14 protein-coding genes are annotated in these 14,696 nt (G+C 45.1%); 3 read left to right on the top strand and 11 right to left on the bottom strand.

The annotated features are described in order from the left end of the window. Positions 1–53: 53 nt before the first annotated feature. The 9 genes from KIO97_RS22755 to KIO97_RS22715 all read right to left on the bottom strand — a co-directional run bounded on the left by KIO97_RS22755 (position 54) and on the right by KIO97_RS22715 (position 8,948). Complete coding sequence (locus KIO97_RS22755) at positions 54–707, bottom strand: riboflavin synthase (protein ID WP_005424876.1); 654 nt, start codon at positions 705–707, stop codon at positions 54–56. Between the two features lie 11 nt (positions 708–718). Further along, positions 719–1,843 carry a bifunctional diaminohydroxyphosphoribosylaminopyrimidine deaminase/5-amino-6-(5-phosphoribosylamino)uracil reductase RibD gene (gene ribD, locus KIO97_RS22750; RefSeq protein WP_285384009.1) on the bottom strand — a complete coding sequence of 375 codons (1,125 nt, stop codon included), beginning with the start codon at positions 1,841–1,843 and terminating at the stop codon, positions 719–721. Between the two features lie 7 nt (positions 1,844–1,850). Further along, complete coding sequence (gene nrdR, locus KIO97_RS22745; RefSeq protein WP_005424846.1) at positions 1,851–2,300, bottom strand: transcriptional regulator NrdR; 450 nt, start codon at positions 2,298–2,300, stop codon at positions 1,851–1,853. Positions 2,301–2,427: 127 nt separating this feature from the next. Continuing rightward, positions 2,428–3,678 carry a glutamate-5-semialdehyde dehydrogenase gene (locus KIO97_RS22740; protein ID WP_038891651.1) on the bottom strand — a complete coding sequence of 417 codons (1,251 nt, stop codon included), beginning with the start codon at positions 3,676–3,678 and terminating at the stop codon, positions 2,428–2,430. A 17-nt stretch (positions 3,679–3,695) separates the two neighbouring features. Next, positions 3,696–4,835 carry a glutamate 5-kinase gene (gene proB / locus KIO97_RS22735; protein WP_005424865.1) on the bottom strand — a complete coding sequence of 380 codons (1,140 nt, stop codon included), beginning with the start codon at positions 4,833–4,835 and terminating at the stop codon, positions 3,696–3,698. Positions 4,836–4,957: 122 nt separating this feature from the next. Next, entirely contained in the window at positions 4,958–5,347 is a 390-nt protein-coding gene (gene crl / locus KIO97_RS22730) for a sigma factor-binding protein Crl (RefSeq protein ID WP_005424873.1), read from the bottom strand. Positions 5,348–5,465: 118 nt separating this feature from the next. Continuing rightward, a complete protein-coding gene (frsA, locus tag KIO97_RS22725) occupies positions 5,466–6,713 on the bottom strand; it encodes an esterase FrsA (protein ID WP_282249620.1) in 1,248 nt (415 codons plus the stop codon). A gap of 89 nt (positions 6,714–6,802) precedes the next feature. Next, positions 6,803–7,267 (bottom strand): oxytetracycline resistance phosphoribosyltransferase domain-containing protein Tet(34), encoded by a 465-nt coding sequence (gene tet(34) / locus KIO97_RS22720; RefSeq protein ID WP_005424848.1) that lies wholly within the window; start codon positions 7,265–7,267, stop codon positions 6,803–6,805. Positions 7,268–7,658: 391 nt separating this feature from the next. Continuing rightward, complete coding sequence (locus KIO97_RS22715; RefSeq protein ID WP_005424863.1) at positions 7,659–8,948, bottom strand: NCS2 family permease; 1,290 nt, start codon at positions 8,946–8,948, stop codon at positions 7,659–7,661. A 1,032-nt stretch (positions 8,949–9,980) separates the two neighbouring features. On the opposite strand from KIO97_RS22715, the gene KIO97_RS22710 reads away from it, so the two are divergent. After that, the gene (locus tag KIO97_RS22710) at positions 9,981–11,453 is read left to right on the top strand and encodes an aminoacyl-histidine dipeptidase (protein ID WP_285384008.1); all 1,473 of its coding nucleotides are present in this window, start codon (positions 9,981–9,983) and stop codon (positions 11,451–11,453) included. A gap of 84 nt (positions 11,454–11,537) precedes the next feature. Here KIO97_RS22710 and KIO97_RS22705 read toward each other — a convergent pair whose 3' ends face one another. After that, complete coding sequence (locus tag KIO97_RS22705; RefSeq protein WP_038891647.1) at positions 11,538–12,077, bottom strand: DUF3332 domain-containing protein; 540 nt, start codon at positions 12,075–12,077, stop codon at positions 11,538–11,540. A 330-nt stretch (positions 12,078–12,407) separates the two neighbouring features. Between KIO97_RS22705 and KIO97_RS22700 the strand changes: the two genes are divergently transcribed. Together KIO97_RS22700 and KIO97_RS22695 are read left to right on the top strand one after the other, a co-directional pair. Continuing rightward, on the top strand, positions 12,408–13,478 hold the full coding sequence (locus KIO97_RS22700; RefSeq protein WP_005424857.1) for a succinylglutamate desuccinylase/aspartoacylase family protein: 1,071 nt from the start codon (positions 12,408–12,410) through the stop codon (positions 13,476–13,478). A gap of 169 nt (positions 13,479–13,647) precedes the next feature. Further along, complete coding sequence (locus KIO97_RS22695) at positions 13,648–14,055, top strand: hypothetical protein (RefSeq protein ID WP_285384007.1); 408 nt, start codon at positions 13,648–13,650, stop codon at positions 14,053–14,055. 88 nt (positions 14,056–14,143) lie between these two features. Here the strand turns inward: KIO97_RS22695 and KIO97_RS22690 are convergent, their stop codons facing one another. Then, positions 14,144–14,452 carry a DUF3622 domain-containing protein gene (locus tag KIO97_RS22690; RefSeq protein WP_285384006.1) on the bottom strand — a complete coding sequence of 103 codons (309 nt, stop codon included), beginning with the start codon at positions 14,450–14,452 and terminating at the stop codon, positions 14,144–14,146. Positions 14,453–14,696: the final 244 nt, after the last annotated feature.

Genomic DNA, 14,696 nt, shown 5'->3' with positions numbered 1-14,696 from the left:
CCTTTATTAAGTCAATTAACCTGATAACGTTCTGTGATTGTGGTCGGTTTCGTTTAAGCAAAACCATTTTGCTGCAAGAAATCCATGGTAATTCGTGATTCTTGCGACTCTTCTTTTTGACCTTGTAACAAACGCTCCATGTAGCGAGCTAACACGTCCACTTCTAGGTTCACTTTACGACCAACTTGGAACTGATCGATGGTCGTCTCTTCACTAGTGTGAGGAACAATCGTTAGTTTAAAACCATTCTTACGTAGGTCGTTGACGGTCAGACTAATGCCATCCACTGTGATAGAGCCTTTTTCTGCCACGTACTTACAAATTTCAGCTGGCATCTCAACCCAAAATTCAATCGCACGGCCGACTTGGTTACGCTCAACAATCACACCCACGCCATCGACGTGACCGGACACAATGTGGCCACCAAAACGAGTGGTTGGTAGCATGGCTTTTTCGAGGTTCACTTTGTCACCAACTTGGTAAGCAGCAAAACCGGTTTTGTTCAGCGTTTCCAGTGACAAATCCGCACTGTAGTAGTGACTACCGAAGTCAACGACTGTCAAACACACACCATTGGTCGCGATACTGTCGCCTAACTTAACGTCAGACATATCCAACTTGCCTACTTCTACCGTTACGGTGATGTCTTCGCCTTTTGGCGTAATAGCAGTCAGCTTGCCAACTGCCTCTACAATTCCTGTAAACATAATGCTTCTTTCTAGCTTTGGTTGCGTTTGACGGTTGCGGTAATGCGAATATCCACACCCACCATTCGAACATCGGTAATAGTTAAATCGATAACTTGGGCCATCTCAGTTAACCCAAGAGCACCAATCAAGCCTCGTCCATCGCTGCCCATCAATTTGGGTGCAAGATAAACAATCAGTTCATCTACAAGGTTAGCTTTGATTAACGAACTCGCGAGCGTCGCTCCAGCCTCGACCCACAAGTGATTGATATGGTATTCGCTTGCTACATTTCTTAGTGTTGCCGCTAAGTCAATTTGGCCATTTTCATCCAGTTCAGGGGCCATATCGCCACCTTGGCTGACAATGATACGCTCACCGTCAGTATTGAATAGCTTTAGATCATCACTAAGTTGAGACTGGCGATCGAAAATAACGCGCGGAGGCTGACGGACATCTTCTTGGGGATATTGCGTTTGCACGCTTTTTGGCAAATCCTCCCAGCGAACATTCAATGACGCATTGTCATCAATCACAGTTTTGCTGGTTGAGAGAATCCCACCGCTCAATGCACGATAACGCTGCACATCTTGGCGAGCCTTTGGGGAGGTGATCCATTGACTCTGACCATTATTGAGTGCACTTTGCCCATCGAGGCTGGCTGCCATTTTCAACTGAATGTATGGCATGCCCGTTTGCATGAATTTGATGAAGCCTTTGTTCAGTTCAATAGCTTCGCTTTCTAACAAGCCGACCTGAACTTCTACCCCTGCATCACGCAGCATTTGAAAACCGCGCCCTGCGACTTTCGGGTTGGGATCTTCCATCGCACAGACAACGCGTGCGACTTTGGCTTTGATGAGCCCTTCAGCACAAGGTGGCGTGCGGCCATAGTGAGAACAAGGCTCCAACGTTACGTAAGCTGTCGCACCTTGGGTTTTATCCCCCGCCATACGCATGGCGTGGACTTCGGCATGAGGCTCGCCTGCACGGTGATGATGACCTTCGCCAACTATCTCACCATCACGGACAATAACACAGCCTACATTAGGATTCGGAGCCGTCGTATAAATGCCGCGCTTCGCCAGCATGAGCGCACGCGACATCATTTCGAAATCTTGAGAGGTAAATAGTGAAGAAGTGTTGTGTTGAGCCATGATTCAATCAGTCTTCTAGACGTGCAATTTCTTCGCCAAATTCACGGATGTCTTCAAAGCTGCGGTAAACCGATGCGAAACGGATATAAGCGACTTTATCCAGCTCTTTTAATTGGTCCATAACTAGATTACCAATCATCTCGCTAGGTACTTCACGCTCACCAGTGGCACGTAGTTGTGACTTAATCATGCTAATCGCGAGCTCGATAGAATCGGCACTCACTGGACGTTTTTCTAGGGCGCGCTGTATACCACCGACCATCTTGTCTTCGTCGAAGGGTTCGCGGTTGCCGTTTGACTTAATCACTTTCGGCATCACCAATTCTGCCGTTTCAAACGTAGTAAAACGTTCGCTACATGCAAGACACTGGCGACGACGACGAACCTGATGGCCGTCAGCGACTAAGCGGGAATCAATTACTTTTGTATCGTTCTCAGAACAAAAAGGACAATGCATATCACCTCCAAATAGCGTGCGATTGGGTTCGTCCCAAAAGCAAGACTAGTGTAGCGGAATTGCTATGTTAGAGAAAACAAAAAGGGGCACTACTGCCCCTTTTTCAATCAATATCAGACGTTTTCTGTTAACTGCGTGCTAGGTAGTTTGCTTTACCAACCCATTTGTAGCTGGTTAGCTCTTCCAAGCCCATAGGACCACGTGCATGCAGTTTCTGAGTGGATACCGCTACTTCTGCACCAAGACCAAACTGAGCACCATCCGTAAAGCGTGTTGCCGCATTGACGTAGACTGCGGCAGAACCCACTGAGTTGATGAACAACTCTGAGTTTTCTAGGCTGTTAGTCATGATCGCATCTGAGTGACTCGCGTTGTGAACACGCATGTGATTGATCGCTTCTTTCACATCAGCAACCACTTTTACACCAAGCGTGTAACTTAGCCATTCCGTATCAAAATCGCCTTCACCCGCATCACGAATTTGCTTTGCTTGTGCCATTAGCGCTTTTGCTTTTGGCTCCGCAACGAAGGTCACTTTGTCGTTCATGCGTTCTACAATCATTGCTAGGAATTGTGCTGCCACTTTTTCATGAACAAGCAGAGTATCTAACGAGTTACATGCTGAAGGACGTTGAACTTTTGAGTTCTCAACAACGTTCAATGACTTTTCTAGATCCGCTGATTCATCAACAAAAATGTGGCTAATCCCAAAACCACCAATGATCACTGGAATGGTGCTGTTCTCTTTACACATTTTGTGTAGACCAGCGCCACCACGTGGAATGATCATATCGACGTAATCGTCTAGTTTTAGCAGTTGAGAAACCAACTCGCGGTCTGGCTTTTCAATGTATTGAACAGAAGCCGCTGGCAAGTTCGCTTTCGCTAGTGCAGATTGAATAACCTTTACCAGTTCCATGTTAGAAAAGAACGTCTCTTTGCCACCACGAAGGATGCTTGCGTTACCTGTTTTTAGACACAGTGCAGCAATATCGATGGTTACGTTTGGACGAGCTTCGTAAATCACGCCAACCACACCAAGTGGTACGCGACGACGAGACAGAGACATGCCGTTTTCTAGCACTTTGCTGTCAATCTCGCTGCCCACAGGGTCATTTAGACTGATTACGTTACGCACGTCATTGGCAATGCCTGTTAGACGCTCTTCGTTCAATAGAAGTCGGTCAAGTAGAGCATCGGTAAGACCCGCTTCGCGGCCCAGTTCGATGTCTTTTGCGTTTGCAGCCAAAATAGTTGCTGCGTTAGCTTCTAGCTCATCAGCAATGATCGCTAGCGCTTGGTTCTTTTGTGCGGTTGACGCTGTCGCCAATTCGAAAGCTGCATCTTTGGCAGCTTTACCCATATTCGTTAAATCCACGTTGCTTCCCTCAATTTCTATTCTTGGATGACGACAAGATCATCGCGATGAATCACTTCTGAGCCGTAGTCATGACCCAAAATAGAGATGATATCTTTACTGTGCTTACCGGCGATTTTCGCGAGGTCTTCACTTGAGTAGGCGCTGATACCACGAGCAACCAGTTTGCCGTGAGAGTTTGTTACGCGCGCCACTTCGCCGCGAGCAAAGTCACCGCTCACCTTAATAACGCCTTTTGCAAGCAGGCTGCTACCTTTGCCAACAACCGCATTCACTGCGCCATCGTCAATAATGATGTCACCAGATGCCGCAGGGCCCGCTAAGATCCAGCGTTTACGGTTTTCTAGCGCTTCTTCACAAGGAAGGAAACGCGTGCCTTGTGGCTCTGAGCTCAATGAGTCAAAGATAACATTTGGTGCACTACCTGCTGCGATGATCACCTCAATGCCTGCACGTCGAGCGATGTCTGCCGCCTGAAGCTTGGTTGCCATGCCGCCAGTACCCAGCGTTGTGCCGCTACCACCCGCAATCTTACGCAAAGTATCATCGATGGTTTTTACTTCTTTGATCAGTTCGGCATTTGGATCTTTACGAGGGTCTGCGGTAAACAAACCTTTTTGATCTGTTAGCAGCAGTAATTTGTCTGCACCACACAAAATCCCCACCAAAGCAGACAAGTTATCGTTGTCACCAACTTTGATCTCGTTGGTTGCTACCGCATCGTTTTCGTTCACGATAGGAATAATGTCGTTTGCAACCAGAGCATTGATGGTGTCACGCGCATTTAGGAAACGCTCGCGATCGTCCAAATCCGCGCGAGTTAGCAGCATCTGACCAATTTTGATGCCATAAATGCCAAACAAAGACTCCCATGTTTGAATCAAACGGCTCTGGCCCACAGCAGCAAGCAACTGTTTGCTCGCCATCTCGTTGGGCAGTGCGGGGTATCCAAGATGCTCACGGCCTGCTGCAATCGCACCAGACGAAACCATTACTACTGAATGGCCTTGTTTTTTTAGCTCAGCACATTGACGAGCCAGCTCTACCATATGAGCACGGTTTAACGCCAAAGTGCCGCCTGTCAGCACACTTGTACCCAGTTTCACAACGACGGTCTGTGGTTGCGAAACAACTGCATTCTGTTGATTCGTTGTCATGATGTCTTCTGAAATGAAAAACAAATAAAGAGTGGATGTTTTAGCAATCAAATGGGGATTTAACAAGCAGAAAAGGTGCGAAAACGCACCTTTTTGTCTTATCGAGGAGGAAAACAGCCAAATTAGGCGAAATCAAACGATTCAGTGTGATATTCCACTTCCAGTTTGAAATGCTCAGCTACTGTGTCTGTCAGCTTCTGGTGGAAGGTACTCTGCGTCAGGTACACTTCTTCTGTCACCTTGGCGGGTAGTGGTTCTGAAGTCCAGTCCCCTTCTTTGTTGTATTTACCAATATGGTATTTTGCCGTAAAGCCACCTTCGATGGACTCCAAGTCCATCCACCAGCCCCAAAATTCACGTTTTTCAGGTGACTTTTTATCGTCTACACAGACTGATAAACAGTCAAAATAGTAGTGACCTTCTTGTGATTGTGGTTCGCGCAGGTATGGACCTATTGCCTTCAACTTTGACATCAAGCGAAAGTGAGTCGGTCCCTGTGTCGTCTCTGACATAAGAATCTCCGTTTCCATAGTAAGGATATTTAGCTATCCAAGAATGATTATTATTTTTAATTATCATGAGCTTATTTTTTGCTCACATATATCACTCTTAACTAAATTAGGAGCTTTGTCACCTTAATAATTCCTCCTCCAACCACTTTATGGCTAAATCGAGGGATTGCTCATACCCTTTTGTAATTGTCTTGGAACTGATTTTCTTCGCCTGTCCATACTGGCTAAATAGTGCAACAAGTTGGTTGTCACTATGAGGAGAAACTGGGTCACCTTCTAGGCTCAAGGCGAGAATAGGCACCTTGGTTTTACGGCTGGTCAGGAAGCCTTGCACCTTCAAAGACCACGCCATCATTTGGCCTGCCATGCTATTGATGTCGACAGCATTTTTACCTAAGCGAGAAGCGAGTAAATCTAGGTACATCTTCGGCATTTGCTGCAACTTCTTAGGGGAAGTAAACACATCATGCACTGGCGCACCTAAAGCAACACACGCTTTGATCTTCTCTTGCTCAACGAAAGAAAGACGAATCATGGCATTGCCACCAAAACGGAAGCCAATCAAACCTACCTTATGATGATCAACCCAAGGCAGTGAGAACAGCTCATTCAAAACCGCTTGGTGAAGGCAACTGGAGTTTTCCGTCAAAGGCCAATGCGAGCTATGACCAACCGAAGGCATATCAATGGTCAACATCGCAATGTCTTTTGGCGCAAGGTGATTGCGGAACAAACGCCACATATCCGTTTGTAAACTGTCCAAGCCCGCACTCACCATCACGACCGGTAACTGTTTGTCGGTGCGTGGCAGATGCAAGTTCGCGATGATCTTGCGCTTCTGGTATGGAATCTCAATCTGCTTGATCACATATTGCGTTTTCTCAGAACCTTCGGTGTAGGCTTTGTTCGCGAGTACTTGCGCTTGCGTCGCCAAGTTATCGTTTTTCAAATGCGGATAGCCAGCAATACTGAAACATAATGAAGCGGTAAACAGCTCATCTGCCGCCTCTTCACCTTTCATCTCATTCGAGCGACGTTGGTGCTCCATACCCAGCTTGATCCACTCAAATGCCCAGTTACCACTGTGGTATCCCATAACGGTATCGAGCCACTTATCTTCGGTGCGAGAGTGCTTCGATGATGCAATTTTAGCGAGAACCGCTTCCATTTCAATCGGTGATAACCCTTGCCACGCCCATTGAAGACGTCTCAAATGACGATACCAAGCACGCTCGCCATGTTCTTCTCGCTCATCAAGAATTTTTTGGCTGGTCGGCATGTATTGAGTAAGTGCAGAGGTTTCTTTCGCTTGCTTGTGTTTCACGAACAAAGTTTCGGAAAGGTTTTTACTGATGTCTTCTGACATAGGAAGAACTCTAAGCTGGTTGCAATAGCGTAATAATAATAAAAAAAATGCCCCTATAAAGGGGCATTTCTCAATATTCTTGTGCAAACTTATTTTTGTTTGCGATTCACAGGCTCAACAAACTGGATAGACATATCCCAAGGTTGCTCGATCCAAGTGTCTTGAGCGATGTCTACTACGTAATCGTCTAGTAGCTCAACACCTGCAGGCTTAGCACATACTGCGATAAGCTTCGCTTTCGGGTACATTTCACGTAGCTTGCGTGCTGTGTCACCGCTATCTACTAGGTCTTCAACGATTAGGAAACCTTCGCCATCACCTTCTGGTGCTTTAACTACTGTCATATCACGCTGGTGATCGTGGTCGTAGCTAGAGATACAAATAGTATCAACGTGACGAATACCCAGTTCACGCGCTAGGATTGCACCAGGAACTAGACCACCACGGCTTACCGCCCAAATACCTTTCCATTGCTCAGCTGGCATTTGCTTCTCAGCCAGTTCACGGCAGTAAGACTGCATCGCATCCCAAGTGATAATGAATTTTTTACTCATTGTAATAACCTAATAATTTCAAAATATGCATCCCCTCTGCTTAGTTGATGGCGCTGAATTGGACTCAACAAACTAAACTTTCCACACCAGAGGAAATGGGGGTTTCAAGCTACGCAAACGATTATTCTACCGAAAGCCATGGCTAATACCAACGCTGATATCAAATTTCTCCGTCTATTACGCAGAAAAATCGAATTCGGTGAACAACACAAAACAGAGAAGTGAATGAATTCACGTAGAAACGAGTCACAAACGATTCGTTCTTAAGAAGTTCGTTCTCAAACGATCCTTGCTCAAGCAATCCGTTCTCAAACAATTCTTTCTCAAACAACTCACAAACAAAAAGCCAGTGTGAGCTTTGGCTCACACTGGCTTTTTAAGATTACGGGAATTAGCCCAGAATGTACTTCGCGATGAAGATTGCAGACATCACCCACACGCTCATCGACACTTCACGGCCTTTACCACTGAACAACTTAATTGCAGCGTAAGCAATGAAACCTAGCGTGATACCTTCTGCAATAGAGAAAGTCAGAGGCATTACCAAGCACGTTACTACCACTGGCGCTGCTTCTGTTAGGTCACGCCAGTCAATACCAACAAGGCCAGAAAGCATAAGGATTGCTACGTAGAATAGCGCACCAGACGTTGCGTAAGCTGGAATCATACCCGCTAGTGGCGAGAACAATAGAGCTAGAAGGAACAATACACCAACAACGACAGCCGTGAGACCTGTACGGCCACCAGCTGCAACACCAGAAACACTCTCGATGTATGAAGTCGTGTTTGATGTACCTAGTAGAGCACCCACTGACGTTGCTGTTGAGTCAGCAAGTAGCGCTTTGTTTAGACGAGGAATGTTGCCGTTTTCATCAGTTAGGCCTGCTTTTTGCGAAACACCAACTAGCGTGCCTGCAGTGTCGAACAAGTCAACGAATAGGAAAGCAAACACTACCGAGATCATGCCAACTTCGAACAAACCAGAGAAGTCTAGCTGCATGAAGGTTGGTGCGATGCTTGGTGGAGTCGACATGATACCGCCCCACTGAACGTCACCGAAGATAAGGCCAAGAATTGTCACACCTAAGATAGCAATCATAACCGCACCTTTCACACCACGGTGAACCAATGCAATCGTCATGAAAAAGCCAATCGCAGCAAGTACCGATTGCAATGACGTAATGTTACCCATTGATACTAGCGTTGCTGGGTTGTCTACTACGATGCCTGCGTTTTTCAGTGCGATGAACGCCAGGAACAGGCCGATACCAGCAGAGATACCTGTGCGTAGAGAAAGAGGAATCGAGTTGATGATCCACTCACGAATCTTGAACACGCTCAAGACAATGAACAGCAAGCCAGAGACAAATACAGCTGCTAAGGCCACTTGCCATGTGTAACCCATGCCCAACACAACAGAATAAGTGAAGAACGCGTTTAAGCCCATGCCAGGCGCCTGAGCGATTGGGTAGTTTGCTACCAAGCCCATGATGAAACAGCCAATAGCTGCAGCAAGACACGTCGCAACGAACACGGCACCACGATCCATACCAGTATCCGCAAGGATAGCTGGGTTTACAAAGATGATGTAAGCCATAGTTAGGAAGGTAGTGACACCTGCGATGATCTCAGTGCGCACGTTGGTGCCATTTTCACTAAGTTTAAAGAGCCTTTCGAGCATGATCGAATCCTGTAAAAGGTAAAAAGTAAACGGTTGCGTAATCGATTGGCTCGAATTATAAAGTTATCAAATAACAAATTCCAGATAGAATTTTCACTCTAATGAGATTTTTTTCGCTGGATATGAAACCTATTCGCTAGTGTTTTAAACAAGGCAAGAATTTAGATCTTAATAAACAACAACTAACAGAATTGTATTTTGTTCGGCTCAACGTGTACAAACTGAGCAATGTATTAAACTTTCAAACGTAAACCTGAGGTTTTGGACGTTAAATACCCACAAAATTAGTCAGAAAATGAAATAAGTTGAAGATGCGTTAGTAGAATGGAAGCTTGGCGGCGAGAAAGTAGTCGAAGTTTGATACTGCAGATAAAAAAACGCCACTCAATTTGAGTGGCGGTGAATCATGTCAGCACTATGCACTGAAAAAAAATTCCAATTTATAGGGGTGAACAAACTTGTTCGAGTCACATGCGTTGGCTTCAATTAGTAACCAAAGCTTGTTGGGTATACAAAGTTACCGGTGTAAACAGATTTGCTGTTCCAGAACATTGCACTTGGTAAACCTTTCATAAATATCACCTTCTAAATCAATTAATACTGTTAATTTGGTTGATTTCTCGGTTCCTTGGAGGCGATAAACGGACTCATCCTTTGAGCATTTCATTCTTCTCTCAGAAGCTGGTTACAAATATACCACTGAGAAATTTAATTACAAGCATTTTAGTGATAAGAATCACAAAAACTTAATAAATTGATCTTCATCAAGAGTTAACTGTAATTAAATTACAGTTTAGTAAATTAAAAATTAAACAAACTTTCAATTCATACTAAGAGCGTTGCATTAGCGTATTAGGTTGTGTTCATAATCTGTGACAGTTCAAGGGCAAATCCTTTTCACCACAACTACTAGAACGGCTTTTGTGGTGGTATGCTGAGGGCAATTCCAAGCCAATACCGATTAGCATTTACTGCTAAGCACTCATTAAATTTACGGTTTAAATTTGGCAAAGCACATCAAAGGAGTCTTCCGTGTCTGAATTCCATTTTGAAATCAGTACCTTATCACCTGCTCCACTTTGGCAGTTTTTCGATAAGATTTGTTCAATCCCTCACCCTTCTAAACATGAAGAAGCACTAGCACAGTACATTGTTACTTGGGCGACAGAGCAGGGTTTTGACGTACGCCGCGATCCAACTGGCAACGTGTTCATTAAGAAACCAGCAACGCCGGGCATGGAAAACAAAAAAGGCGTCGTTCTTCAAGCGCACATCGACATGGTGCCGCAAAAGAATGAAGATACTGATCATGACTTCACAAAAGATCCTATCCAACCATACATCGATGGCGAGTGGGTAACAGCAAAAGGCACAACGCTTGGTGCGGACAACGGCATCGGTATGGCTTCTTGTCTTGCGGTTCTCGCTTCTACTGAAATCAAACACGGCCCTATTGAAGTACTATTAACGATTGATGAAGAAGCTGGCATGACAGGCGCATTCGGTCTTGAAGCGGGCTGGTTGGAAGGCGACATCCTTCTAAACACTGACTCAGAGCAAGAAGGCGAAGTGTACATGGGTTGTGCTGGCGGTATCGACGGCGCAATGACATTCGACATTACACGTGATGCCATCCCAGCAGGTTTTGTGACTCGTCAGCTAACGCTGAAAGGCCTAAAAGGTGGTCACTCTGGTTGTGACATCCACACTGGCCGTGGCAACGCGAACAAACTTGTAGGCCGTTTCCTAGCAGGTCACGCACAAGAATTGGATCTTCGTCTTGTTGAGTTCCGTGGTGGTAGCCTACGTAACGCTATCCCTCGTGAAGCCTTCGTTACCGTTGCTCTACCAGCAGAGAATCAAGATAAGCTGGCAGAGCTATTCAACTACTACACTGAGTTACTAAAAACTGAGCTTGGTAAAGTTGAAACCGACATCGTGACGTTCAATGAAGAAGTAGCAACAGAAGCACAAGTGTTTGCGATTGCAGACCAGCAACGTTTCATCGCTGCGTTGAATGCTTGTCCAAACGGCGTAATGCGCATGAGTGATGAAGTTGAAGGTGTGGTTGAAACGTCACTTAACGTTGGTGTTATCACAACAGAAGAGAACAAAGTAACGGTTCTATGCCTAATTCGCTCATTGATCGACTCAGGTCGTAGCCAAGTTGAAGGTATGCTTCAATCAGTAGCAGAACTAGCTGGTGCACAGATCGCGTTCTCTGGCGCTTACCCAGGTTGGAAACCTGATGCAGATTCAGAGATCATGGCAATCTTCCGTGATATGTATGAAGGCATCTACGGTCACAAGCCGAACATCATGGTTATCCACGCGGGTCTTGAGTGTGGTCTATTTAAAGAACCTTACCCGAACATGGATATGGTTTCTTTCGGTCCAACCATCAAATTCCCTCACTCTCCAGATGAGAAAGTGAAGATTGATACCGTTCAACTGTTCTGGGATCAAATGGTTGCACTTCTAGAAGCAATTCCAGAAAAAGCGTAATCCTAAACAGATTCCATAAATACGAAAAAGGGTGCCGAGGCACCCTTTTTTATTGCGAGCTTGTTATTAAAAGCACTTCGCACATTATGCACGAGTTTGCGCGTATGCCGCTAGCTCATCCATAGAAGTCTTAGCAACTACTTCACCATCGATGTAGTAAGTAACGAAATCACCTTCACGAACACCCATAAGTGTTGCTTTTTCACCGTTGTTGTAAGTGATGTCCATTTGAACTGTGTTCTCGTCGATCTGTTGCATCTGACCTTGCTCGATAACACGGTTGTTCGTTAGAGGACCAACTGGTGCTGTTGTTAGTGATTTATCTAACTGGTGGTTTACGTCGATGTAAGTGTCCATCTTCTTATCAAAGATGTGTGGCTTACCGTTTAGCGGGTTTTTACCAGTCCAGAACTCTAGAGAGTTGAACACGATGTAGTCAGCCGCAATAGCAACACCGTAAACTGGCGCCATTAGCATGTTTAGACCACCACGAGCGTAACGGTTGTCAACAGCTTTCAAGTTGAAGCCCATAACGTAACCCGTTACTGCGTTGCTGCCTACACAGCCAGAAAGAGAAACTGCCACTGCAGTTAGTGCGCCAATTTTAGCGATCGCCTTTTTCATTATAACCTCTAGTTAAATAGTATTAGGTCAAAAATTCGGCGAGGATATTAGCGGATAAAAACCATAGGTAAAAGACAGTTTTTCTCGAAAAAAATATTAGTATTAAATTTAAAACAGCCTTATTTTTGTGATGAATATGACAACTTAAAACACAGCGTACAGCTACTCAATTAACACAAGAAATTGCCAAATACAGTTACACAAGCCATACATTTGGTGAATTTTTAATCTTTTCAACAAAAATTATTGTTCGTGACATTAAGAAGAATGATTAGTGTGATTTTGAACCAGTTGTTACATTGTTGATAACGTATTTGACAGAGATGGTTTATGGCCAGAAGTAAGAAAAGCAAAGTATTTGAGCTGCTCGGGCATCAAGTACAACCAGGACAACGACTAGAAACCGAATTTGAAGCTGCACAGCTTTACACGCACTCACCGCTTTCTATTCCAGTGGAAATCATCCATGGTAAACAAGAAGGCCCAGTGCTAATGGTGAATGCGGCGATCCATGGTGATGAGCTTAATGGCGTAGAGATCGTTCGTCAGATGATCAACCAATTGGATCCAGCAAAGCTGAAAGGTACTGTGATTGCTGTACCTATCGTAAACGTGTTCGGCTTTATCCATAAATCGCGTTACCTACCAGACCGCCGTGACCTAAACCGCTGCTTCCCAGGTAGTGAAAAAGGTGCGTTGGCATCACGTATGGCGCATGGTTTCTTCAATAACATCGCTAAACGTTGTGACTACATTTTGGATCTTCACACGGGTGCAATTCACCGTACTAACCTACCTCAAATTCGTGCGAACTTGAGCAACCCAGAAACACTGCGTATCGCAAAAGCGTTTGCAACACCAGTGATCGTAGACTCTGCTCTACGTGACGGTTCTCTGCGCAGTGAAGCTGAAAAGTGCGATATCCCTGTTTTGACGTATGAAGCAGGTGAAGCACTGCGCTTTGATCCACTGTCGATCAGCGCTGGTGTATTAGGTGTTCAGCGTGTCATGCAAGCGATCGGCATGCTGCGCGCAAGCCGTAAGAAGCTGCCAGAGCCAATCATTGCCAAATCCACCAGCTGGGTACGCGCATCTGGCAACGGCATCCTACGCACTGTCGTGAACTTAGGTGATAAAGTAGAAGAAGGCGAAACGCTCGCTTACATCAGCTCACCGCTTGGCCATGACGAACTAGAGCTGTTGGCACCAAAAGGCGGTATCGTTATTGGCCAGCAAACACTGCCACTCGTTAACGAAGGTGATGCTATTTTCCATATCGCTTACTTCAAGCAAGACGACGAGATGGTTGAGCAGACGGTAGAGAGCTATATTGAAGAGCTAACTGAGTTTGATGTCGACCAAGTGACCACTGGCCAAATACCGCTAGAAACTCAGCAATAATTCTCAACGAATGAACTTAAGCCCAGATAGACAATCTGGGCTTTTTTATATCCATACTTTTAAAAACAAAAGGTTGGACCAGAAGTTTACATAAAGCATTCACACAATAAATCAATTGCAATAATTCTCATTCACAACTAGGGTATCTTCCTTTTGCTTGTGAACCACTATGAATAATACTTATAAACAACTTCTTATTACAGGAGCCATCTTGCCCTGCTTAGCTCACGCTCAACCATCTGGAGAGATTGCTGAGTACTTACAAGAACAAAGCAACCAACATCAAATCGAAGATCACTATGCTCAAAAAGTCCACGATGGTTTAAATCTTGATGCTAAGCCAGATATGATTGCGTGGAAAAACGATGAAGCACCTACTGGATGCCAATATGCAAAAGGGGAGATTACCGAGGCAAGAGATTACGACTACGGTGAAGCTACCGATTTGTCAGATGGATTACGCCACATTGATTTGCAGCCCGTTCACACACCTAAAAAGCTTCGCAAAGATCATCCGTACAATACGGCTTCATCAGGAAATTCAATCAAACTCTCAATATCCTCTGATTGCCTATAAATACCGCAAATAAAAATGCCCCGAGATAAACTCGGGGCATTTTCAAATTCATTGTCGATGGTTCCAATCACCATCAAACACACTGCGATTATTCTTCGTCAGTGTCTGCGTCTGCTTCACGAGCTTTACGAGCTTCTTCTTTGCGAACTTTTGCCGCTAGTTGCTCTGCTTCACGCTCTTGACGTTGTACTGCTTTACGCTCGTTACGAACTACTTGGTTTTGTACAAAACCTGCTAGTTCCTGCTCAGCCCAAGCTTGTGCTTTCTCTTCGCTGTCAAAACCAGTTTCACGTTTTGATACCACTACTTTACGAGAAGTCACCTGACGAGTGATTTCTGCGCTCCAACCGTTACGTTTTTCAGTTACGCGGATAGCAAATTTTGGATTTTTAGCCATTTCTTTCATTTCCTAAGGGATTAATCAGGGATTCGGTCAACTTGATAACTCCATCTAAGCTGAGCTGTTTAACACCATCCCTTGGTAAGCGCGGTATTAGAGCATAAAAGTTACCGAAACGCTGCAAGTTTTTTACTGGAGACGGGAGACGGGAGACGGGAGACGGGAGACGGGAGACGGGAGACGGGAGACGGGAGACGATTTCATTTTGTCTATTTAGGAATTAATACTGTCAACACCTTAT

Source organism: Vibrio sp. B181a (genome assembly GCF_030248375.1).
GTDB lineage: Bacteria > Pseudomonadota > Gammaproteobacteria > Enterobacterales > Vibrionaceae > Vibrio > Vibrio campbellii.
The sequence above is the reverse complement of the archived record's forward strand: the minus strand, read 5'-3'. Positions and strand labels throughout refer to the sequence as shown.

Excerpts from the sequence above, each read along its gene's own strand:
- KIO97_RS22705 (WP_038891647.1), bottom strand. The coding sequence starts at position 12,077 with ATGAAAAAGGCGATCGCTAAAATTGGCGCACTAACTGCAGTGGCAGTT.
- KIO97_RS22755 (WP_005424876.1), bottom strand. The coding sequence starts at position 707 with ATGTTTACAGGAATTGTAGAGGCAGTTGGCAAGCTGACTGCTATTACG.
- frsA (WP_282249620.1), bottom strand. The coding sequence starts at position 6,713 with ATGTCAGAAGACATCAGTAAAAACCTTTCCGAAACTTTGTTCGTGAAA.
- KIO97_RS22700 (WP_005424857.1), top strand. The coding sequence starts at position 12,408 with ATGGCCAGAAGTAAGAAAAGCAAAGTATTTGAGCTGCTCGGGCATCAA.
- proB (WP_005424865.1), bottom strand. The coding sequence starts at position 4,835 with ATGACAACGAATCAACAGAATGCAGTTGTTTCGCAACCACAGACCGTC.
- ribD (WP_285384009.1), bottom strand. The coding sequence starts at position 1,843 with ATGGCTCAACACAACACTTCTTCACTATTTACCTCTCAAGATTTCGAA.
- KIO97_RS22695 (WP_285384007.1), top strand. The coding sequence starts at position 13,648 with ATGAATAATACTTATAAACAACTTCTTATTACAGGAGCCATCTTGCCC.
- crl (WP_005424873.1), bottom strand. The coding sequence starts at position 5,347 with ATGTCAGAGACGACACAGGGACCGACTCACTTTCGCTTGATGTCAAAG.
- nrdR (WP_005424846.1), bottom strand. The coding sequence starts at position 2,300 with ATGCATTGTCCTTTTTGTTCTGAGAACGATACAAAAGTAATTGATTCC.
- KIO97_RS22690 (WP_285384006.1), bottom strand. The coding sequence starts at position 14,452 with ATGGCTAAAAATCCAAAATTTGCTATCCGCGTAACTGAAAAACGTAAC.
- KIO97_RS22715 (WP_005424863.1), bottom strand. The coding sequence starts at position 8,948 with ATGCTCGAAAGGCTCTTTAAACTTAGTGAAAATGGCACCAACGTGCGC.